At 36.5% G+C, this 22,257-nt stretch carries 16 protein-coding genes and 2 tRNA genes; 9 read left to right on the forward strand and 9 right to left on the reverse strand.

Going from position 1 to position 22,257, the window contains the following annotated elements:
- Positions 1-61 precede the first annotated feature (61 nt).
- Positions 62-316, forward strand: a complete 255-nt coding sequence (locus tag ACZ2G0_RS01075; protein WP_470308622.1) for a hypothetical protein — start codon at positions 62-64, stop codon at positions 314-316.
- 34 nt (positions 317-350) lie between these two features.
- Here ACZ2G0_RS01075 and galE read toward each other — a convergent pair whose 3' ends face one another.
- Entirely contained in the window at positions 351-1,364 is a 1,014-nt protein-coding gene (galE, locus tag ACZ2G0_RS01080; RefSeq protein ID WP_470308623.1) for a UDP-glucose 4-epimerase GalE, read from the reverse strand.
- A gap of 73 nt (positions 1,365-1,437) precedes the next feature.
- A complete protein-coding gene (locus ACZ2G0_RS01085) occupies positions 1,438-2,571 on the reverse strand; it encodes a DegT/DnrJ/EryC1/StrS family aminotransferase (RefSeq protein WP_470308624.1) in 1,134 nt (377 codons plus the stop codon).
- 220 nt (positions 2,572-2,791) lie between these two features.
- Here ACZ2G0_RS01085 and ACZ2G0_RS01090 point away from each other — a divergent pair, with 220 nt between their 5' ends.
- Both ACZ2G0_RS01090 and ACZ2G0_RS01095 read left to right on the forward strand, forming a co-directional pair.
- Entirely contained in the window at positions 2,792-4,033 is a 1,242-nt protein-coding gene (locus tag ACZ2G0_RS01090) for a 3-deoxy-D-manno-octulosonic acid transferase (RefSeq protein ID WP_470308625.1), read from the forward strand.
- Between the two features lie 453 nt (positions 4,034-4,486).
- Entirely contained in the window at positions 4,487-4,675 is a 189-nt protein-coding gene (locus tag ACZ2G0_RS01095) for a hypothetical protein (RefSeq protein ID WP_470308626.1), read from the forward strand.
- 113 nt (positions 4,676-4,788) lie between these two features.
- Here ACZ2G0_RS01095 and ACZ2G0_RS01100 read toward each other — a convergent pair whose 3' ends face one another.
- The 4 genes from ACZ2G0_RS01100 to mutS all read right to left on the reverse strand — a co-directional run bounded on the left by ACZ2G0_RS01100 (position 4,789) and on the right by mutS (position 8,231).
- Entirely contained in the window at positions 4,789-5,136 is a 348-nt protein-coding gene (locus tag ACZ2G0_RS01100; RefSeq protein WP_470308627.1) for a YegP family protein, read from the reverse strand.
- 164 nt (positions 5,137-5,300) lie between these two features.
- Positions 5,301-5,386 (reverse strand) — tRNA-Leu (locus tag ACZ2G0_RS01105).
- 14 nt (positions 5,387-5,400) lie between these two features.
- Positions 5,401-5,473 (reverse strand) — tRNA-Gly (locus ACZ2G0_RS01110).
- A gap of 151 nt (positions 5,474-5,624) precedes the next feature.
- The gene (mutS, locus tag ACZ2G0_RS01115; RefSeq protein ID WP_470308628.1) at positions 5,625-8,231 is read right to left on the reverse strand and encodes a DNA mismatch repair protein MutS; all 2,607 of its coding nucleotides are present in this window, start codon (positions 8,229-8,231) and stop codon (positions 5,625-5,627) included.
- Between the two features lie 163 nt (positions 8,232-8,394).
- Here mutS and ACZ2G0_RS01120 point away from each other — a divergent pair, with 163 nt between their 5' ends.
- The 3 genes from ACZ2G0_RS01120 (at position 8,395) to ACZ2G0_RS01130 (ending at position 12,391) form a co-directional block, all read left to right on the forward strand.
- Positions 8,395-8,838, forward strand: a complete 444-nt coding sequence (locus ACZ2G0_RS01120) for a DUF1573 domain-containing protein (RefSeq protein WP_300286549.1) — start codon at positions 8,395-8,397, stop codon at positions 8,836-8,838.
- A gap of 78 nt (positions 8,839-8,916) precedes the next feature.
- Positions 8,917-9,453, forward strand: coding sequence for an RNA methyltransferase (locus ACZ2G0_RS01125; RefSeq protein WP_470308629.1), 537 nt, complete (start codon positions 8,917-8,919; stop codon positions 9,451-9,453).
- Positions 9,454-9,487: 34 nt separating this feature from the next.
- Positions 9,488-12,391, forward strand: a complete 2,904-nt coding sequence (locus ACZ2G0_RS01130; RefSeq protein ID WP_470308630.1) for an Ig-like domain-containing protein — start codon at positions 9,488-9,490, stop codon at positions 12,389-12,391.
- Positions 12,392-12,397: 6 nt separating this feature from the next.
- Here the strand turns inward: ACZ2G0_RS01130 and folK are convergent, their stop codons facing one another.
- On the reverse strand, positions 12,398-13,531 hold the full coding sequence (folK, locus tag ACZ2G0_RS01135; protein ID WP_470308631.1) for a 2-amino-4-hydroxy-6-hydroxymethyldihydropteridine diphosphokinase: 1,134 nt from the start codon (positions 13,529-13,531) through the stop codon (positions 12,398-12,400).
- A 138-nt stretch (positions 13,532-13,669) separates the two neighbouring features.
- Between folK and sppA the strand changes: the two genes are divergently transcribed.
- Together sppA and ACZ2G0_RS01145 are read left to right on the forward strand one after the other, a co-directional pair.
- Positions 13,670-15,430: a signal peptide peptidase SppA gene (sppA, locus tag ACZ2G0_RS01140; RefSeq protein WP_470308632.1), complete on the forward strand. Its 1,761-nt coding sequence runs from the start codon at positions 13,670-13,672 to the stop codon at positions 15,428-15,430.
- Positions 15,431-15,649: 219 nt separating this feature from the next.
- A complete protein-coding gene (locus ACZ2G0_RS01145; protein WP_470308633.1) occupies positions 15,650-18,280 on the forward strand; it encodes an AsmA family protein in 2,631 nt (876 codons plus the stop codon).
- A gap of 239 nt (positions 18,281-18,519) precedes the next feature.
- On the opposite strand, the gene ACZ2G0_RS01150 is transcribed toward ACZ2G0_RS01145, so the two are convergent.
- Positions 18,520-19,314, reverse strand: a complete 795-nt coding sequence (locus ACZ2G0_RS01150; RefSeq protein ID WP_470308634.1) for a DUF2797 domain-containing protein — start codon at positions 19,312-19,314, stop codon at positions 18,520-18,522.
- A 96-nt stretch (positions 19,315-19,410) separates the two neighbouring features.
- Here ACZ2G0_RS01150 and ACZ2G0_RS01155 point away from each other — a divergent pair, with 96 nt between their 5' ends.
- On the forward strand, positions 19,411-20,937 hold the full coding sequence (locus tag ACZ2G0_RS01155) for a GH3 auxin-responsive promoter family protein (RefSeq protein WP_470308635.1): 1,527 nt from the start codon (positions 19,411-19,413) through the stop codon (positions 20,935-20,937).
- Positions 20,938-20,985: 48 nt separating this feature from the next.
- Here the strand turns inward: ACZ2G0_RS01155 and serB are convergent, their stop codons facing one another.
- Complete coding sequence (gene serB, locus ACZ2G0_RS01160; RefSeq protein WP_470308636.1) at positions 20,986-22,215, reverse strand: phosphoserine phosphatase SerB; 1,230 nt, start codon at positions 22,213-22,215, stop codon at positions 20,986-20,988.
- Positions 22,216-22,257: the final 42 nt, after the last annotated feature.

The following is a 22,257-nucleotide window of genomic DNA, read 5'->3' on the forward strand; positions in this document are numbered from 1 at the left end:
GATTTTTTATTTATCTTTAAATCTTAGAAAAATCGAATAATTACTATTAAAACGAATAAAAATGAAAAAGACCTTTTTAGGATTAGCGATTGTTGCAGCATTAACAATCGTTTCTTGTAAACAAGAAACCAAAGACAAAGTAGGCGAAGCTACAGATGCCATAGGAAACGAAATGGACCAAGCCGTTGATACCGCAGCTGTAAAAGTAGACGCTGCCATCGATTCTACTAAATCTAAAATTAGCAACAAAATGAAAGAAGGAGCTGCTAAAATGAATGAAAAAGCAGAGGAAATGAAAGAAGAATCTAAGAAGTAAAAAAAAAAAAGACTGTCTATTGACAGTCTTTTTTTTATTCTCTAATTTTTTGTTCCCATTTCCAGGCGCTTGCTAATGCTTCCTCTAAAGTAGATTGGGCGGTCCAACCTAAAATAGTATTTGCTTTGGTGGTATTAGCATACGCTTCGGTGACATCTCCCTCGCGGCGATCCACTAATTTATATGGTAACTTTTTGTCACTTACCTTTTCAAAAGCATATATGACTTCTAATACCGAACTTCCTGTACCTGTACCTAGGTTAAAAGTTTCTACTTTTTCAAGATTCTTTTTATTTAGTAGTCGTTGCAAGGCAATTACATGGGCTTTTGCCAAATCAACAACATGAATATAATCTCGTACAGCGGTTCCATCTGCAGTTGGATAATCAGCGCCATAAACGGCTAGTTCTTTTCTTAACCCCATTCCGGTTTGAGTAATAAACGGAACTAAATTTTGAGGAACTCCTAGCGGCAACTCACCAATCGCTGCCGAAGGGTGTGCTCCAATAGGATTGAAATAACGCAACAAAATGGCGTTAATTCCCGTTACCTTGGCCGTATCTGTAATGATTTCTTCACCAATTTGTTTGGTGTTTCCATAGGGCGACATGGCTACTTGAATTGGCGCATTTTCAGTGATTGGCATGTTTTCGGCTTGACCATAAACGGTACAAGACGAACTAAATATAAAATTAGCTGTTTCTTTTTTCTGTAGTTCTTGTAATAAGTACACTAGAGCATTAACATTATTTTCATAATATAGAAGAGGATTTCCAACACTTTCGCCCACTGCCTTTGAAGCGGCAAAATGAATGACTCCTTCTATATCAGAGTGTCTTTGAAAAAAGTCTTGGACTTTACCTTTCTCACGTAAATCTAATTTTTCAAAAGCAGGAACAATTCCTGAAATTGATTCAATACCATCCATAACCTTTAAAGAAGTATTTGATAAATCGTCAATAATAACGACCTCATATCCTTCTTTTTGCAGTTCCACAACAGTATGTGAACCTATAAATCCTAAACCTCCTGTTACTAGTATCTTCATTTATTTTCTTTTTCTGTAACGACTATTTATTCGTTTGTAATGCAAAAGGCACGAATTACCGTGCCTTTCTATTTTATTTATTTAAAAAGCTCAGAACACAGTCGGTGATAAACTTAATTTGTTCGTCGTCTAATTCGGTATGCATCGGCAACGATAACACTTCTTTAACCAACTGATTCGTTACCGGAAAATCCTCTTCTTTGTATCTCTCATCTTGATACGCCTTTTGAGCATGTAAAGGAATTGGATAGTAAATAGCACATGGAATTCCGTTATCTAATAAATGTTGCATTAAGCCATTGCGGTCAGCATCTATAATACGTAAGGTATATTGATGAAAAACGTGGCAATCGCAGATATCACAAATTTGCGGAGCAATAATATTTTTATGTCCTTCAAATGCAGCAGAATATTTTCTAGCGGCATCTTGTCGCGACTTATTGTACAAGTCTAATAAAGGTAACTTAGCATTCAACACAGCTGCTTGTATGCTATCCAAACGAGAGTTTACACCTACTACATCATGATGGTAACGTTCGTACATTCCGTGATTTACAATTCCGCGTAGCTTATGAGCGAAGGCATCATCATTCGTAAAAATAGCTCCACCATCACCATAACAACCTAAGTTTTTAGATGGAAAAAATGAAGTTGCTCCTACATGTCCTATTGTACCTGCTTTCTTTTTGGTTCCATCAGAGAATTTACAATTGGCTCCAATCGCTTGAGCATTATCTTCAATAACATACAAATTATGTTCTTTAGCTAATGCCATGATTGCCTCCATATTAGCAGCACGTCCAAATAAATGTACCGGAACAATCGCCTTAGTTTTAGGTGTAATTGCCGCTTTAATGCGATCAATAGAAATATTCATGTTGTACAGATCCACATCAACAAGAACCGGTGTTAATTGTAAAAGAGCTATTACCTCCACAGTTGCAGCAAAAGTAAAATCAGCAGTAATCACTTCATCACCCGGCTTTAAATCCAATCCCATCATGGCGATTTGCAAAGCATCGGTTCCGTTAGCACAAGGAATTACATGCTTTACATCAAGATATTCCTCTAATGATTTTTGAAATTGATGTACTTGTGGTCCGTTAATATAAGTATTAGTGTCTAAAACCTCTTGGATTGAATCATTAACAGTGGTAGCAATCTTATCGTATTGACTTTTTAAGTCAACCATTTGTATTTTTTTCATCTCTATTTAAATTTACCAGAAGCAGCTTTTAAAGTTAAAATTAGAAGACTGAGCAAAGCCCGCTGCTACCTCAACCTAGTTGGGAAGAAATTTTAATTGTATTCGAAATCGCCAACTAACGCCTTTTCTACTACTTCTTATTGCAAAAATAGCAATTTAACCGCTAAGATTTAAATGATAAACAAAAGAAACAGTATTTTAGCAAAATAAAACTTTTCATATGCTTTTTCTGTATAATATTTTAACCAATATCGCTAGTTCGCTATTACCTGGGATTGCGCTTTTCGCACCAAAAATCAAACTTTTTGTCGATGGTAGAAAAGAGGTTTTTAAAGAACTTTCCAGCAAAATAAAACCCGAAGACCTTACTATATGGTTCCATGCCGCCTCATTAGGAGAGTACGAACAAGGTCTTCCTGTAATTGAAAGTATAAAAGCCAAATACCCTTCGCACAAAATAATAATCAGTTTTTTTTCGCCTTCAGGTTATGAAGTACGTAAAAACAATATAGTGGCCCACGCTACTGTTTATCTGCCTTTAGATACTAAATCAAATGCAAAGGAATTTATAAAAGCCGTTCATCCTGATATGGTATTTTTTATCAAATACGAATTTTGGCCTAACTACCTCAACGAATTAAAGGAACACCAAATACCGACTTATTTAGTTTCGGGGATTTTTAGAGAAAACCAACTCTTTTTTAAATGGTATGGGGCGTTCTACGTAAAAGCACTAGATGCCTTTACCTACTTTTTTGTTCAAAACGAAAAATCTAAAAACCTACTAGTGCAATTAGGCAAAACAAATGTTGCTGTCTCCGGAGACACGCGCTTTGATCGTGTAGCAACCATTTTAGAAAAAGACAACAGTTTATCGTTTATTGCTGCTTTTAAAAACAACAAAACAACACTAGTTGCGGGAAGTACTTGGCCAAAAGATGAAGCCCTACTGACAAAATACATCAATCAAACAGCGCATAATATAAAAGTAGTAATCGCGCCTCACAACATCAAAAAAGATCAAATTACCAGCTTGAAAAATTCGATCACTAAAAAAACAGTACTCTATTCCGATTACCTTTACAATCCTACTATGCCATTAGCAGAATATGATGTTTTTATCATAGACACCATTGGTATACTAACTAAGATTTATAGTTATGCTGATATCGCTTACGTGGGAGGAGGATTTGGAAATCCCGGAGTGCATAATATATTAGAACCAGCCACCTTTGGAATACCAATCATTATAGGCCCCAATTATTCGCACTTTGCGGAAGCAACTGCCTTAATCAGATTACAAGGTTGTCACGCAATTTCTAATGCGCAACAATTAAAAAACACGATTACTGAATTGAACGCAGATGCAACATACCGAACCGAGAAAGGACATATATGTAGCACATTTGTAACAATGAATAAAGGAGCAACCAACATCATTTTAAATACGATAGCTCCATAACTGGATCACTCTCTTTTTTATGTCTTTAATTTCTTGCTTTCTGTCAAAAAATCAATTTCGATAGCAATAGCACTGCATTTCTATTGGTTGAAGCAGTTAAAACAGTTCGAATTTGCGTTTTTATAAAATTTTGCTTTAGTTTATTTGGATAAATACTTATTCGGCCATCCTATTTTGGCAAAATATAAACTATTCATAATCAAATATTTGCCTACTCACCCACTAAACAACAGCTAAAGAAGAGCCTTAGTGGCTGCTATGAAAAACAAACAGACTCCTTTGTCAAGCAACTAAGCACGTAAACCCCTTTACAGGCAGCAGGTTACGTAAAACAGAATCAAGAAAAAGGGTTGAAAATATTATTTTTAAAAAAAAATTGAAAATTTATTCTACATATCAAAAATTTTATATCTTTGCTCCGAATTAATAATTAACCTTTTATATTAAATTAAGATGAAAAAAGTATTTTTAAGTTTAGCTGTTGTTGCTGTTTTAACTGTTGTATCTTGTAAAAAAGCTGAAGCTCCTGCTGAAGAAGTTGTAGCTGATACTACTGCTGTAGCTGTTGATACTGTAGCTGTTGATACTGTAGCTGTTGATACTGCTGCTGCTGCAACTACTGAAGCTCCTGCTGCTGAATAATTTCAGACACAAGCAAAAAAAAATAAGCCGTTTACTTTAGTAGCGGCTTTTTTTTGTGCCAATATTTTTTTTTTTATAAAGACCGAGATACTTATTTTTAGTGCAGAACGCTACTAATCTGTAAATTCAAAATTGTTGTTTGAAAAATCTAAAATCTCAGCTTTAGACCCGTACTTTACAATTTCATCGATTCCTTTCTGCACCATTAATTCCGTGCTGTATTTACGACTTACCGCCACTACTTGCCCATTAATAACTACACGAAAGAAATACTTTCCTTTAGAAGTCTTAAACTTCACATAAGAGCAAGTTTCAAGTACTGATCGCAAGTACTCTACCGCCGACTCACAATCCATCCTTAACTCATAAGCATTACTTGTAAAAATAGGCTTGCCTTTGCGAGAAGCAAATTCAAACTTATAATCTCCACTAAATCTTTTACTAATTACAAAAGAAGCCATAGTTTTTTTTTAGAACAAACAAGTTAATTACCACTTTAAGCGTGATCACGCAAACATACCACAATCACGACCACTATTACAACTTTAGACCTTGTAATTCGTTGACCAACCCTAATTATTGGGGACAAAAAAAAAGCCTCAAACATAGTTTGAAGCTTTCTTTGTACTCAGAGCGGGACTTGAACCCGCACGAACATTGCTGTTCACTGGATTTTAAGTCCAGCGTGTCTACCAATTTCACCATCCGAGCATTATTTGGTATCGAGCGAAAAACGGGGCTCGAACCCGCGACCTCGACCTTGGCAAGGTCGCGCTCTACCAACTGAGCTATTTTCGCATTTTCAATTTTTAAAAAGAACCGCGATACTTGTTCTGTATTGCGGATGCAAATTTAGCACCTTTTTTGAATTAAACAAGCCTTTTTTAGAAAAAAAATCAATAAAAAAGCTAACGTTTTGATAACCTAAACTTTAAAAATTAAAAAAAAATTACTTTCGAGTCAACATTCTCTTAATTTCGTTTAATTTCATCAAGGCTTCCATTGGTGTAATTGTATTAATATCTAAATTTAGTATTTCCTCCTTGATTTCTTCCAGTAAGGGATCGTCTAAGTTAAAGAAACTCATTTGCATCTCTTCTTTCTCGGATTTAATTCCGTTTAAAGCTTCGCCCGAATGATCTTTCTCTAATTTTTTCAAAAGCTTTTGCGCTTTCAAGATTACAATTTGCGGCATTCCCGCCATTTTAGCAACATGAATTCCAAAACTGTGAGCACTTCCTCCCTTTACTAGTTTTCGAACAAAAAGCACCGTATCTTTTAATTCCTTAACTGCTACATTATAATTCTGAATTCGAGGCAATAGCTCGCTCATTTCGTTTAACTCGTGGTAATGTGTAGCAAATAAGGTTTTAGGCTTTGAAGGATGCTCATGCAAAAACTCGGCAATAGCCCATGCGATCGAAATTCCGTCGTAGGTGCTCGTACCACGCCCAATTTCATCTAGCAGCACTAAACTGCGATCAGAAATATTATTCAAGATGGAAGCTGTTTCATTCATCTCGACCATAAAAGTAGATTCTCCCATCGAAATATTATCACTGGCTCCTACTCTAGTAAAAATTTTATCTACAACTCCCATACGTACATTTTCAGCAGGGACAAAACTTCCCATTTGCGCTAGCAATACGATTAAAGCCGTTTGACGCAAAATAGCGGACTTACCCGACATGTTAGGACCCGTAATCATGATCAGCTGTTGGCTTTCTCTATCTAAAAAAACGTCATTAGCAATATAAGGAATCCCAACAGGAAGCTGCTTTTCGATAACAGGATGTCTACCATTTTTTATTTCCAAATCAAATGATTCATCGAGCTCAGGACAAACGTATTTATTTTCTAAAGCTAATTGGGTAAAGGAACACAAACAATCTAATTGCGCCACTAAATTTGCGTTCAGTTGCACTGGTTTGATATACGTCGCAATCCAATGTACCAATTGCTCAAATAATTCTGATTCAATTTTGTGAATTTTTTCTTCGGCACCTAAAATCTTAGCCTCGTATTCTTTCAACTCTTCGGTAATGTATCGCTCGGCGTTGACTAAAGTCTGCTTTCTTATCCACTCCGCAGGAACCTTATCTTTATGGGTATTTCGTACTTCGATATAGTATCCAAAAACATTATTAAAAGAGATCTTTAATGAAGTAATCCCCGTGCGTTCCGACTCTCTAGCCTCAATACCTTCTAAAAATTCTTTTCCTGAAGTAGAAATCGCTCGCAACTCGTCTAGCTCAGCATTTACGCCTTTGGCAATCGCGTTCCCTTTTGCAACAGCGACAGGCGCATCTTGATTTAAGGTTGTTTTTATTTTTTCACGCAGCAAGTCACAACTGTGCAAGCTATCACCAATTATCTTAACGGCTTCCTGCTTACTTTCTAGCGCTAAAGTTTTGATCGGTATAATCGCGTCCAAGGATTCTTTTAAATAAACCACTTCGCGTGGCGATACCTTTCCGGCAGCAATCTTAGAAATTAAGCGTTCTAAGTCCGATATTTGTTTAATTTGATTTTGCATCTTATGCAAAACCTCTTGGTTTTCCTTCAAATAGGTCACCACTTGATGGCGATTTCTAATTTTGGTTGGATCTTTTAAAGGAAGCGCTAACCACCTTTTTAGCAAACGACCACCCATTGGCGAAAGCGTTTTATCAATTACATCTAATAAAGTAACTGCGTTAGGGTTGTAACTGTGATACAATTCGAGATTACGAATGGTGAAGCGATCCATCCACACATACGCATCCTCAGCAATACGCTGGATTGCCGTAATATGCTGTACTTTATTGTGCTGCGTTTCGGATAAATAATATAAAATTGCTCCTGAAGCGATCACCCCTTCCTTTAACTCCTCAATACCAAACCCTTTTAATGAAATGGTTTGAAAATGTTTCGTCAAGGTCTCAAAGGCGTAATCTTCCTTATAAATCCAATCTTCTAGGTAAAAGCAATGAAAATCATCACCAAAAGTTTCTCGGAACGTGTTTTTATTGTTTTTTTGGATTAAAACCTCAGAGGGATTGAAATTCTGCAATAACTTATCAATGTATTCTGCGTTTCCTTGTGCAGTTAGGAATTCACCAGTAGACACATCTAAAAATGAAACCCCTATGCTTTTATTTGAAAAATAAATCGAAGCTAAGAAATTATTTGTTTTAGACTGCAACACTTCATCATTCATCGAAACACCTGGCGTCACGAGTTCAGTTACACCTCGTTTGACAATAGTTTTCGTCATTTTAGGATCTTCCAGCTGATCGCAAATAGCCACTCGAAGACCCGCCTTCACTAATTTAGGTAAATAAGTATTTATCGAATGGTGCGGAAAACCAGCCAAAGCGGTTTCGGTTTCTGAGCCAGCTCCTCGCTTGGTCAATGTTATTCCTAAAATTTTTGAAGCTCGAACTGCATCTTCGCCAAATGTCTCATAAAAATCTCCCACGCGAAACAACAAACAAGCATCAGGATACTTCCTTTTGATTTCATTGTACTGCTTCATTAATGGAGTTTCTTTAACCGTTTTATCTTTAGATGCCAACTTATTTTGTATTTTAATTAATGAGAAAATAGATCAGCGAATTTAAATATTTTAAGGCGAATAACGCCTAAATCAAAAATTAAAAGCATTTTTAAGGAAAATTTAAGTCATTGGCACGATTTTTTCTTTAAATTTGTTCTAATAATTATAAAGTTGTATTAAAATGAAAAAAATATTTTTACTTGCCTTAGTTGCCGTTTTAGGAATCAATTCTTCTAACGCTCAAGAAACTGCTAAAAAAATCAAAGCAACAGCTGCAAAAACGGTTAAAGTTAATGGTGCAGGAATGGTTTTCGCTTCGGAAACAATCGATTACGGAACAATTGCTCACAATTCAAACGGGAAACGTGAATTTGTTTTCACCAACAATGGAACTAAACCATTAATTATTACTAATACACAAGGATCTTGTGGATGTACTGTTCCAACTTCTCCAAAAGAGCCAATCGCTCCAGGAGCAAAAGGTGTAATTGGTGTACAATATGCTACTGATAGAGTGGGTCCATTTACAAAAACAGTTACTGTAACTTCAAACGCTGAAGGACAAGCAACTAAAATCCTAACAATAAAAGGAGTAGTTTTAGATGACAATGCTTCAAAAAGCTAAATTTCAAATTAAGACATAATAAAAAGCTCCCGCCAAAGCGGGGGCTTTTTTTATTAAAAAAACAATACCTCTTTTAGAATGAGAAAACTGGAAAACAACGAGCTAGAACGTAAATCAATTGAAGATTTTAAAACTTCTGATAAAACTCCCCTTATATTAGTTCTTGATGATATTCGAAGTTTACACAATATTGGCTCTGTTTTTAGAACGGCAGATGCTTTTTTAATAGAAAAGATTTACCTGTGCGGAATAACCGCTACTCCACCTAATAAGGAAATTCACAAAACAGCCTTAGGCGCAACCGAAACAGTTATCTGGGAACACCAAGAAAATGTACTTGAAGTACTTGAAAACTTAAAAAAGGAAAATATTGTTACCTTAGCTATTGAACAAGTGGAAAGTGCAGTTTTTTTGCAAGACTTTACGGTTACTAAAAACACAAAATACGCCTTAGTCTTTGGTAATGAAGTTCATGGTGTATCTCAAGATGCTGTAGCTATGTGTGATGGATGCATCGAAATCCCGCAATTAGGAACTAAGCATTCTCTAAACATATCAGTTAGCGCGGGAATCGTGGTGTGGGATTTGTTTGCTAAGATGCAATATCCTAATTAATTGTTTTACTATTTACCTTTTTGTATCTTCCACCATGAAAAAGTTTGGCCTCCTATTTTTATTCGCACTGCTGTCCTTGAGTTATTCAAATACAGGATTTGCTAATAGCACTGAAAAAACTAAACATCTACTTAAAAAGAACAAAAAAAGCACAATTGCTGCAATTATTCCGCCTACCATAACGGTAACCGGAAACCAAATATATTGTCCCGGTACTCAACAAAAAATTGTAGAGACCGTCATTATAACTAATGACCCCTTAGAACCAACAACCAAATCGGTTACAATACAAATAGCATCAGGATATGTGATTGCGCAAGACCTACTGAGTTTAATTGGGTCTCATCCGAACATTACTAGTAGTTGGTCTTCATTAGAAGGAAAACTCACACTCTCTAACCCAATTGGCATTCCTTATTCTGATTTTGAAGCAGCTATAAAAGATGTGGTCTATTCCAGTTCGTCACTTTCACCAACTGGAAACAGGGCTTTTTCAATAAACTTAGGTTTAAGTAACGTTAGTTATTTACCTAGTAATGGGCATTTTTATGAATACGTATCAGCACTTGGAATTTCGTGGATAGATGCTCGTAATGCTGCTAGTGCTCGAAACTACTACGGTCTACAAGGGTATCTTGCTACTTTAACTGCAGCAGATGAAGCACAGCTCGCTGGTACACAAGCGCCAGGAGCAGGATGGATCGGCGGCAGCGATAGTGAGATTGAAGGTACTTGGAAATGGGTTACTGGACCGGAAGGACTTGCTAATTTAGGGACCGGAATTACTTTTTGGATAGGACAAGCAAACGGAACTACTACTGCACCATTTAACTTCGCTTTTTGGAACAATGGTGAACCAAATCAATCCAATGGCACTAACGAAGATTATGCCCATATTACAGCACCTGGGATTGGAATTCCTGGCTCTTGGAATGATTTAGTATTAACTGGTGATGTTAGCGGAAACTACCAGCCAAAAGGGTACATCGTTGAGTACGGCGGATTACCAGGTGAAACACCTCTTCAAACATCGGCAAGCACGAAAATGACAATGATTAACATTGTTGGAAGTACCGGAAGCACTAGATGTGGGGCAGGAAGCAGCACACTGCAAGCTGTTGCAAATGGTGGTACTGTTCAATGGTACGATAGCCCTACCAATGGTACTTTATTAGCAACTGGTACATCATTTACAACACCCATACTAAATACAACAACTACTTTTTACGCAGCTACCAACGCGAATGGCTGTACAACTGGAGCTAGAACTCCTGTAATCGCGACTATTTCTCCGATACCCACAATTACCACAACTGTTCCTTTTCAAAGATGTGATACGGGTTCCGTTCAATTATCGGCAACTGCTTCAGCTGGAACGATAAATTGGTATGCTGCTTCAACTGGTGGTACGCCACTTGCCTCGGGAAATACGTTCACCACACCTACCCTTTCTAACAGCACTACTTATTACATCGACGCAATTAATAATGGCTGTGTCAGCAGCAGTAGAACTGCCATAACAGCAACAGTAACAGCAACACCTACTATCACCACGACAACACCTGCTACTAGATGCGGTAGCGGTACTGTAACACTGCAAGCAACTGCTTCGGTTGGAACTGTTTCCTGGTATAGTAGTCCGACAGGAGGAACGGCACTTGCTAATGGTACTTCCTTTACGACACCTACACTAACATCAACTACAACCTACTATGCAGAAGGTAACAATGCAAACTGTACTACAGCAACAAGAACTGCGGTTTCCGCTACTATAATTCCAACGCCACTAATTGCAACTACCACTCCTGCGGCACGGTGTCAAGCCGGACCGGTAACACTTATGGCTACGGCTTCTGAAGGCACGATCAATTGGTATACAACTGCAACTGGAGGAACAGCAATAGCGACTGGTAATGCGTTTACTACTCCTAGCTTGACAAGTACAACCACTTACTATGTGGATGCAACGGCAAATAATTGTACCACATTGACCCGAACAGCTGTAACCGCTACCATTGACTCGATTCCAACTATTGTAAGCACAAGTCCCTCTTCAAGTTGTGGCCCTGGAACTGCAACAATCACTGCAACGAGTTCAGTAGGAACAATTAATTGGTATGATGCACCCAATAACGGTAGACTATTAGCAACTGGAAATAGTTTTACAAGTCCGTTTTTAAATCAATCCACAACTTACTACGCAGAAGCTGTCAATAACAGTTGCACGAGCGCCAGCCGAACCGCAGTCGAGGTACGTATCTTTCCTCTTCCATCAACTACGAGTGAAGAAGTTGTAAAATGCCAACAAGATAATTCGTTACTATTAGACGCTGGACTACCCAATTTGTCTTATTTATGGTCGACTGGCGAAACCACCCAAAAAATTACAGTTACTACAATAGGAACGTACACGGTAACAATCACCAATAGCGATAATTGTACTAGTGAAAAAACTATTGTGGTGACTGAACACGAGGTTCCTGTAATAAGTTCCATCGACGTCAATGATTCTACCGTAACAATTAACTTAAGTCAAAGTCAGGATTATTATGAATTTTCTATAAACGGAATTGATTACCAAAAAGCCAATGTGTTTTATAACGCTCCTGGCGGAACCCAAACTGCTTATGTACGAGAAGTAAACCTTTGTAGTAGTGCCAGCGAAACCTTCATTGCTATAGTAGTTCCTAAATATTTCACACCTAACAATGATACTTATAATGATTATTGGCAAGTCGATGGACTACTCGAATTTCCTACTGCCAAGGTGAGTATCTACAATCGCTATGGAAAATTAATAGGCATTCTTACTCCGAAAAATCCAAAATGGAATGGTACTTTCAACGGAAGCCCATTACCCGCAGATGATTACTGGTATGTTTTAAAACTTGATGAGTCCGGGATGGAGAAAAAAGGTCATTTTTCCTTGAAAAGATAATAGAGACTAATTCAACTTCTTTTTAATTTCATCTAGGATAAAAAGATAGTCTTCTTGATTTTTTACAAAATCTTTATCAGAAACATCAATAATAAGTACATTCAAATCCGATTGTGACTTGATATAGTCCAAATAGCCACTATTAATTTTTTCTAGATAACTAGCCGAAATATCTTGTTCGTAACTACGTCCTCTCTTTTTAATGTTTTGGAGCAAGCGCTCTGAATTTTGATATAAATAAACATACAAGTCAGGCTTGGGCATTTCTTTATAAATAATATCAAACAAATTGCGGTACAAACGATATTCATCTTCTGCCAAAGTAATTTTAGCAAAAATTAGTGATTTAAAAATATGATAATCGGCAACTAAAAAATCTTTAAACAAGTCAAATTGTGCTAAATCATCAGATAGTTGTTGATAACGATCTGCAAGAAAAGACATTTCTAATGGAAAGGCATACCTATTTTGATCCTTGTAAAACTTAGGCAAAAAAGGATTGTCAGCAAAACGTTCTAACACCGTTTTAGCATTAAAATCCTCTGCTATTTTAGTAACTAAAGTTGTTTTCCCTGCTCCAATATTCCCTTCAAAAGCAACGTAATTGAATTGGTCGAATGAAATACTACTCAGTGGATTGCTCACTTTTGCAACCACAGTACAAGTACTTGAGTCAGTGGTGGATTCTAGCAATTCTGTAACCGTCTTATGTAAAACGGGATGTTTCCACTGAATCCCTAAATCAAGAAAAGGCATTAAAACAAATTTCCTGTTTTGCATTAAAGGATGTGGCACTTGTAATTTATCAGTATTGATAACCTCTTCATCAAATGCGATTAGGTCAATATCAATAATTCGAGCTTGGTACCCCGCTTGATTATTTCTAATTCTCCCTAATTTTTTTTCAATTTTTAACGCTAAATTTAAGACTTTTTGAGCAGTATGAAAGCTGTGTAAAACCAAGGCGCAATTATAAAAAGCGGCACTTTCAAAACCCCAAGATGGTGTTTCATAGATTTTTGACACCTGTATAACAGTACCTATTTCCTTATGTATTAAAGCAATACACGCCTCGATAGTTTCTAGTTTATTACCTTGATTACTACCCAACGATAAAACGACCTGATGTTGTGATTTCATATTAAGCACAAATTAACTAAAACAATTTTATAATAAGCAATATATTTGCACAAACTGTTGGCACAAAGGGGTGCCTAATAAAATAAAAGAACTGTAACAATTAGTACATAATTGCTACCTATCAATAAAATAAGATTTATGAAGTTTTTAGGAAATGTATTGGCGACCATCATTGGTCTATTTGTTTTTTTTATGCTATTCTTCTTTGGAATACTCTTTATAGGGGCAGTTTTTGGTGGTGATTCTGAAAAAATAGCTGTCAAAAGCAATTCAGTTATCGAATTAAACTTAGAAAATATTCAATACGACTATGCCGGAAAATATAAAGATCCATGGGTTACTATTTTTTCTGAAGGCGAAAATATTGGGTTAATCGACGTAATTAATGCCATCGAAGAAGCTAAAACAGATACTGATATTGAAGGTATTTCGATCTTGAATGGCAACTCACAACTAGGCATGGCTCAAAGTAAAGCGTTACGAGATGCTTTACTTGGTTTTAAGAAATCAGGGAAGTTTATCATGGCGTATTCTAATGCATATTCTCAAAAAGAATATTACTTAAATTCGGTTGCTGACAAAATATACATTAATCCCGTAGGGGAAATGGACTTTAAAGGATTGTCATCGGAAATCCTATTTTACAAAGGGCTGCAAGAAAAAACAGGTGTAAAGATGGAAGTCATTCGCCATGGAAAATACAAAAGTGCAGTGGAACCTTTTTTAGAAAACGAAATGAGCACTGCCAATAGGGAGCAAGTTACTGCCTTACTGAATGCTGTTTGGAACTCAGTCACAGCCGATATTTCCAAGAGCAGAAATATCTCGATCGAAAAATTAAATGAAATTGCTAACGGTTTACTAGCGCGTACACCTGAAATGGCCAAAGAACAAAAATTAGTAGACATCATTGCATACGAAGACATCTACCATGATGACATCAAAAAGAAACTTGATGTAGCCAAAGACGAAGACTACAACACAGTTTCAATTGCTGATTACACTAAAAAAGTCATGACCACCTCAAAAATAAGCGATGCCAAAGACCAAATTGCTATTATTTACGCTCAAGGTGAAATTGAAGGTGGAGAAGGTGACGTAAATACCATCGGTGAAGGTTCCATGCGCCGCTCTTTGCAAGATGCTAGAAAAAATAAAGATGTAAAAGCGATTGTTCTTCGAATAAACAGCCCTGGTGGAAGTGCGCTTACCTCTGATTTGATTTGGAGAGAAATTGAATTAACTAAAAAAGTTAAACCTATCGTTGTATCAATGGGTAATTACGCAGCCTCAGGCGGTTACTATATCGCCTGTAATGCAAACACCATTTTTGCAGAAAACAATACGATAACGGGTTCCATTGGTGTTTTTGGTATTTTACCCAATTTTAGCCAGCTTACAACTAAAATTGGAATCAATGTAGAGCAAGTTAATACGCATGAAAATGCGGCACCATACAGCCCTTTCGTTCCTTTGAATGATAAATTCAAAGCAGTTACTTTAGAAGGAGTAGAATTTATATACAAAACTTTCGTAACGCATGTTGCACAAGGCCGAAAAATGACCTTTGAACAAGTGGATGCTATTGGTCAAGGAAGAGTTTGGTCTGGATCCGAGGCAATAAAAATTGGTTTAGTAGATAAAATTGGTGGTCTTGATGCAGCCATTAAAGAAGCCGCTATGTTAGGAAAAACTAAAAAATACACCACCCAAAATTATCCTGAGTATAAAAAAGACTTTAACGATCTACTTGCAGGATTCCCTTTTGCTCAGTCTAAAGAAAACTTTATAAAAAATGAAATAGGCGCCGAAAATTACGAACTATTACAAGAAGTAAAACACCTACAAATGAAAAAAGGAGTACAAGCGATGCTTCCTTTTCAAATAAATATCAAGTAATACAAATCCGCTTTCCATGATTTACCTTTTAAATCCGTTTCTACTTCAAGAAACGGATTTTTTTATACTTGTAGCCTTGCCAACTGTTTCATAGTGAGAAAACTCATAACATATTTTAACAATATTATAAAGTAACTCTTCTTTAAAATAGTATTTTTGTACTATCGATCTTGCAGAAAGACCGCTGGAAATTTTAAAAATTAAAAATACTCCCTTCAGATGTTAAAGAAACTTTTAAAAATACTCGGAATTGTACTCTTACTACTTGTAGCTTCTTTATTTGCTATACCATTCTTTTTTCATGGTAAAATAAAAGAAAAAATCACCCAGGTTATCAACGATAAAGTGGATGCTAAAGTAAGTTTTGCAGAGGCTGATTTGAGTTTGTTTCGTAATTTCCCTAACGCTACCGTCAACATTCAAAAGCTAGCTATAATCAATAAAGCCCCTTTTGCTGGAGATACCTTAGTTTCGTTAGGAACAGTAGATTTAAAAATGTCGATCAAAGAATTGTTTAAAGGCGACAATGAACCCATTATTATTGACGGAATCTCATCCACTAACGGACTTATAAACATTATTTTTAATAAAGATGGAGTTGGTAATTATGACATTGCAATAAAGGATAATAAAGCAACTGATGATAGCAAAAGTAAACCGCTGGCACTGAACATTCAGAACTACAAGGTCGAAAATTTCACGTTTCGTTATTTTGATCAAGGCTCTAAAATAAAAATGGTCATTGACAGTTTAAACCATGAAGGAACAGGTGATTTTACAGCTTCAAAATTAGATTTAAAGACAAAGTCCACTGCTAAGATTAGCCTAGATATGGATAAGGTGAATTACATGAATAAAGTACCGTTGACATTAGATGCGACTTTAGGTATCGATTTAATCAATAGCAAGTATACTTTTAAAGAGAACAAAGCCCTAGTAAACCAATTACCATTGGAATTTGATGGATTCATACAATTAGTAGAAGCAGGTCAGGAGTATGATTTAAAATTCAAAACACCTACCTCGTCCTTCAAGAATTTCTTGGGTATCATTCCTGCAGCTTATGCAGCTAGTTTAGACAATGTAAAAACTACTGGTGATTTTACAGTGGCAGGCTTTGCTAAAGGATTATACTCTGACACCAGTGTTCCTAAGTTTAATGTGGACATCAAATCCAATAATGCTTCTTTTAAATATCCTAATTTACCTAAATCAGTTCAAAATATTGTCATTGATACTAAAATAATCAACGAAACGGGAATTCTAAATGACACCTATGTGAACCTAGACAAGCTTTCGTTTCAAATTGATCAAGATGTTTTTAGCGCCAAAGCCAATATAAAAAACATAACCCAAAATGCTCTTGTTGACGCTATGCTGAAAGGGACGATAAATTTGGCTAACCTTTCCAAAGCCTATCCAATTAAACTAGACAAACCGTTGTCAGGAATATTAAATGCGAATGTTATTACTAAATTTGACATGGCCTCGGTCGAAAAAAGCGAATATCAAAAAATCGATAACGCAGGTACCATGAGCCTCTCTAATTTTAAGTACGTGGATGAAAACGGCAAAACTTTGAACATAAGTGAAGCTTTAATTCAATTTGATCCTAGTAGAGTTAATTTAAAAGCGTTCAAAGCCACTACAGGAAAAAGTGATATTGGCGTAACAGGAGTGTTAGAAAATTTTTATGGTTTTATTTTTAAGAATCAAAATTTAGAAGGAAACTTTAACCTGACCTCAAATCAGTTAGCGGTGAGTGACTTTATGACCACAGAAACTGCAACCACTAAAACAGAAACAAAGCCAGCCGAGGCTATGAAAATACCTGCTTTCTTAGATTGTACGCTTACCGCAAAAGCAAATACGGTATTGTACGATAATTTAACACTAAAAAATGTGTCCGGAAAACTGATCGTAAAAGACGAAAAATTAACCATGGATAACGTTAAAACAAGTATTTTTGGTGGTACCATAGGACTAAATGGTGCTGTTTCTACCAAAGGTAAAACTCCAACTTTTGCGATGGATTTAGGCTTAAATCAGGTTAATATCGCAGAATCATTTACTCAATTAGACCTACTTAAAAAGTTAGCTCCGCTTGCCGGAATTATCAACGGGAAATTGAACTCAACTATCAAATTGAACGGAAATCTAACCGATTCTATGAGCCCCGATTTAAAAACATTAACAGGAGATTTGTTAGGACAATTGCTGTCAACCACTGTCAACGCTGATAACTCTACTTTACTAACTGCATTGGGTAACAATTTAAAATTTATTGACGTTAGTAAATTAAATTTGAATGATATAAAAGCAGCTATAACTTTTAAAGACGGAAAAGTAAATGTAAAGCCGTTCACTATTAAATACAAAGACATTCAAGCCACAATAGGCGGAACACATGGTTTTGATCAGGTTATGAATTACAATGTGAAATTTGATGTTCCAAGTAAGTATTTGGGAACCGAAGCTAGTGCATTAATTGCCAAACTAACACCTGCGGATGCGGCTAAGTTTGAAAATATTCCGATTAATGCTATTTTAACAGGTAGTTTTTCTAGTCCAAAAATAAGTACGGATATCAAAACTGCTGTTACTAATTTGACCAATCAATTGGTGCAGCAGCAAAAAGAACGCCTAGTGAATAAAGGAACTTCAGCGCTTACAGATTTGATCAATAAAAACAAAAAACCAGGTGACACAACTAAAACTGTTTTACCTACGACCAAAGCAGAAGTACAGGAAAAAGCCAAAGAGGAGGTGAAAGCCAAAGCAACCACTATTATAAACGGCTTGTTTAATAAAAAGAAAAAAGCAGTGGATACTACCAGTGTCAATAAATAGAGACTAGTTTTTACTAGAAAAGAGAAATCAGCAATCTGATTTCTCTTTTTTAATTTATGAATGAGCGTCAATAGGAAACAAAACGTGCTCTCCAGCATTGAGTCGCGTGAGGGATAGAAGCGGCATCCTTTTATAGAGTCCCGTTTTTTGGGACCGTATAAAAGATATAGCGAATAGCCCGACCCATTTTAAAAATATTTTTCTTATTTTTAAAATGGGTCACGCACCAAAAAATGGGCTTAAACTGAAATTCGGACTACGTACCCTTCTGATCCGCGAACGTTAAATACGGTTCCGTCTTCAAAAATCAAGTATTGGCCTTTTATACCTGTTAGCTTGCCCTGAAAACTTGGAGTTTTATCCAAACTTAAGCTTTTGACCTTTGTGGGGTAGTGCAAAACGGGATAATGCATCTCGTACAAATCATGTTTATCATTATAGAAATATTCCTGCACCTCAGCCGGAATTAAGTCCCGTACTTTCAATCGCTCCGCCACTAAATCAGTTGGTTCAATGTCATTTGTCAACATTTTACGCCAGTTGGTTTTATCAGCATAATGGTTTTTTAAGGCTACCTCCGTAATTCCTGCAAGGTATCGATTGGGTACTTCGACGATAGCGATGGCCTCATTAGCCCCTTGATCGATCCATCGGGTTGGGACTTGCGTGCCACGGGTAACCCCCACTTTTACCTCGCTTGACAAGGCTAAATAAACAATATGTGGTTGCAATTGCACCTTTTGCTCATAAACTAAATCACGGTCTTCGATACCTAAATGCGCCGTGCTCAGCTCGGGTTTCATGATCCAATCACCCACTTGTGCGCTGGAGTAAAAACAATCGTAGCAAAATCCTTGACGGAAAATCTTTTTCTTTTTACCGCAATTCAAGCATTGGTAGCCGCTGAATTCAATGGCAATAGTTTTATCCAATAACTGATTCAGGTGTAAAAAACTATCTTCAAAAACCAAATAGTATTGAATAAGGTCTCCAAATTCGGTTTGCATTTTTGTTAGGACTCCTTGGTATTGCATTAAGTTTAAATTTTAAATATGATGTTTAACAAATTTTGCTATTTTTGGTAAAGTTATCATTCCTAAGGTAAATTTCATAACCCTATTCATTATTAAATGCCAACACAACTAATCAATTCGTTTGCATCCTGGGTACTCAAACAGCGTATCCATCAGATCGAACTTTTCTTGAAATACCCTAATGAGGTTCAAGAGGAATTGCTTATGAATTTAGTGCAGGCGTCAAAATATACGGTTGTAGGAAAAAAATATGATTTTGACTCAATGACTTCCTACACTGCTTTTGCTGAGAGAATTCCGATTTCGACCTACGAAGAATTGCAGCCGTTAATAGAGCGTACGCGGCAGGGAGAACAAAATGTTTTTTGGGAAACGCCTATAAAATGGTTTGCCAAATCCAGCGGAACGACCAATGCCAAGAGCAAATTTATCCCGGTGAGTAATGAAGCTTTAGAGGATTGCCACTATAAGGGCAGCAAGGATTTGTTATGTCTTTATTTAAATAATAACGAAAACTCAGAGCTGTTTACTGGCAAAAGTTTGCGCTTAGGTGGAAGTTCTCAAATTTATGAAAACAATAATACTTATTTTGGCGATTTATCAGCAATATTGATCGAAAACATGCCAATTTGGGCAGAGTTTAGCAGCACACCTAGCAACAAAATTTCGTTAATGCACGAATGGGAAACTAAAATGGGTGCCATCATCAACGAAACTAAAAGAGAAAACGTAACTAGTTTAGCCGGTGTTCCTTCTTGGATGTTAGTGTTACTCAATAAAATGCTACTGGAATCAGGTAACAACAACCTCTTTGATATTTGGCCTAATCTAGAAGTTTATTTTCATGGCGGTGTAAATTTTGATCCGTACCGTGACCAATACAAAACGATACTTCCTAAAAAAGACTTTAAATATTACGAGATTTACAATGCCTCCGAAGGCTTTTTTGCGATTCAGGATTCAAACAATTCAAGTGATTTATTGTTGATGTTGGATTACGGAATTTTCTATGAATTTATTCCAATGGATACCTTTGGTACATCCAATCAAAAAGTGATCCGTCTAGCGGATGTCGAATTGAATAAGAATTATGCAATTGTGATAACGACTAACTCTGGATTGTGGCGCTACCTTATAGGCGATACGGTTCGCTTTACTTCCTTAAGCCCTTTTAGAATTAGAGTTACTGGTAGAACGAAACACCATATTAATGTTTTTGGTGAGGAATTAATGGTCGAAAACACCGATCAAGCGATTGCTAAAGCCTGTAGCTTAACAAATGCGGAAGTTATTGACTATACAGTTGCGCCTATTTTTATGATCGACAAAGAAAAAGGAGCCCACGAATGGATGATTGAGTTTAGGAAAAAACCGGAAGATATGGAAGCATTTAGAGCTATTCTTGATGATACACTGCAATCCTTAAACTCTGATTACGAAGCCAAAAGATACAACAACATGACTCTAAATCCATTAGTGATAAATGTCGGGCGTGCCAATTTATTTTATGATTGGTTAAAAGATCACAACAAACTAGGTGGTCAGCATAAAATACCAAGACTGTCTAACCAACGGGATTATTTAGAGCAGTTGAAGAGTATGCAAGTTAAAATCATGGTGTAACAATCGTTATTGCTTGATTTACTGACAAAAAAATAACACCTATTACTTTTACACCATATCAATATGCCTGTCATGGTAACCCAAGAGATACAAAACCCCATCAAGTCCTAAACTCGAAATAGAAGTCTCGGCACTTTCTTTAACTGTTGGTTTAGCATGAAATGCAATTCCTAAGCCTGCTAAATTAAGCATGGGTAAATCATTAGCGCCATCGCCTACTGCAATTGTTTGATTAATGTGAATGCCTTCTTTTTCGGCGATTGCTTTTAGGAATTCGGCTTTCTTTTCTCCGTTAACAATTTCACCAATATACTTACCTGTTAATTTACCATCTACTATTTCTAATTCATTGGCATGAACGTAGTCTATCCCTAACTCTTTTTGCAAATACTTACCAAAATAAGTAAATCCTCCCGATAGAATTGCTGTTTTATAGCCGTAGTATTTTAAGGCACGCATCAAGCGATGTGCTCCCTTAGTTATAGGCAAGTTTATTGCCACATTCTGAAGTACCTCTTCGCTCAAACCTTCTAGTAAGGCCATACGCTGTTTGAAACTTTCATTAAAATCAAGTTCACCATTCATTGCCGCCTCGGTTATGGCACGAACCTGTTCCCCTACTCCTGCTAAGTCCGCCAATTCGTCAATTACCTCAGTTTGGATCAAAGTTGAATCCATATCAAAGCAAACCAGGCGGCGGTTTCGGCGGTAGATATTGTCCTCTTGGAATGAAATATCGACATCTAGCGTTCTTGATATTTCCATGAAGCTAGCGGTCATATTCGCCTTGTCCTCTATAATTCCTGAAACCGATAATTGCACGCAAGAACGAGGATTGTCCTCCTCAATTATTATGGATGCACGACTCGTAAGCCTTTTGATTGAATCAATATTTAAATGCTGGTCTGACATTATTTTCGTTACGGCAGCTAATTGCTTTGCAGCTAATTTTTCGCCTAGAATATTAATAATGTAGCGTTGTTTAGACTGTGTTTGTACCCAACCTTCGTAATCATCAATAGAAATAGGAACAAACTTTACTTTAATTCCTAGTTCATAACCTTTAAACAATAGATCTTTAAGAACGGGAGCGGCATTAGAACCCGCTTCTATTTGGAACAAAATCCCTAAAGAAAGTGTTTCATGAATATCAGCCTGACCAATATCTAAAACAATAGCATTGTAATTGGCTAATACTGCAGTTAGTCCCGCTGTAACACCGGGCTTATCCTGTCCAGAAACTTTTAATAAAATAATCTCTTTGTCTTCTATTGCCATGACCTAATGAATTGATTGTTCAACAAAAATCGGTAATCTAAA

The sequence above is a fragment of the Flavobacterium sp. KKT103 genome, from assembly GCF_055640565.1.

Excerpts from the sequence above, each read along its gene's own strand:
- ACZ2G0_RS01075 (WP_470308622.1), top strand. The coding sequence starts at position 62 with ATGAAAAAGACCTTTTTAGGATTAGCGATTGTTGCAGCATTAACAATC.
- galE (WP_470308623.1), bottom strand. The coding sequence starts at position 1,364 with ATGAAGATACTAGTAACAGGAGGTTTAGGATTTATAGGTTCACATACT.
- ACZ2G0_RS01085 (WP_470308624.1), bottom strand. The coding sequence starts at position 2,571 with ATGAAAAAAATACAAATGGTTGACTTAAAAAGTCAATACGATAAGATT.
- ACZ2G0_RS01090 (WP_470308625.1), top strand. The coding sequence starts at position 2,792 with ATGCTTTTTCTGTATAATATTTTAACCAATATCGCTAGTTCGCTATTA.
- ACZ2G0_RS01095 (WP_470308626.1), top strand. The coding sequence starts at position 4,487 with ATGAAAAAAGTATTTTTAAGTTTAGCTGTTGTTGCTGTTTTAACTGTT.
- ACZ2G0_RS01100 (WP_470308627.1), bottom strand. The coding sequence starts at position 5,136 with ATGGCTTCTTTTGTAATTAGTAAAAGATTTAGTGGAGATTATAAGTTT.
- ACZ2G0_RS01120 (WP_300286549.1), top strand. The coding sequence starts at position 8,395 with ATGAAAAAAATATTTTTACTTGCCTTAGTTGCCGTTTTAGGAATCAAT.
- ACZ2G0_RS01125 (WP_470308629.1), top strand. The coding sequence starts at position 8,917 with ATGAGAAAACTGGAAAACAACGAGCTAGAACGTAAATCAATTGAAGAT.
- ACZ2G0_RS01130 (WP_470308630.1), top strand. The coding sequence starts at position 9,488 with ATGAAAAAGTTTGGCCTCCTATTTTTATTCGCACTGCTGTCCTTGAGT.
- folK (WP_470308631.1), bottom strand. The coding sequence starts at position 13,531 with ATGAAATCACAACATCAGGTCGTTTTATCGTTGGGTAGTAATCAAGGT.
- sppA (WP_470308632.1), top strand. The coding sequence starts at position 13,670 with ATGAAGTTTTTAGGAAATGTATTGGCGACCATCATTGGTCTATTTGTT.
- ACZ2G0_RS01145 (WP_470308633.1), top strand. The coding sequence starts at position 15,650 with ATGTTAAAGAAACTTTTAAAAATACTCGGAATTGTACTCTTACTACTT.
- ACZ2G0_RS01150 (WP_470308634.1), bottom strand. The coding sequence starts at position 19,314 with ATGCAATACCAAGGAGTCCTAACAAAAATGCAAACCGAATTTGGAGAC.
- ACZ2G0_RS01155 (WP_470308635.1), top strand. The coding sequence starts at position 19,411 with ATGCCAACACAACTAATCAATTCGTTTGCATCCTGGGTACTCAAACAG.
- serB (WP_470308636.1), bottom strand. The coding sequence starts at position 22,215 with ATGGCAATAGAAGACAAAGAGATTATTTTATTAAAAGTTTCTGGACAG.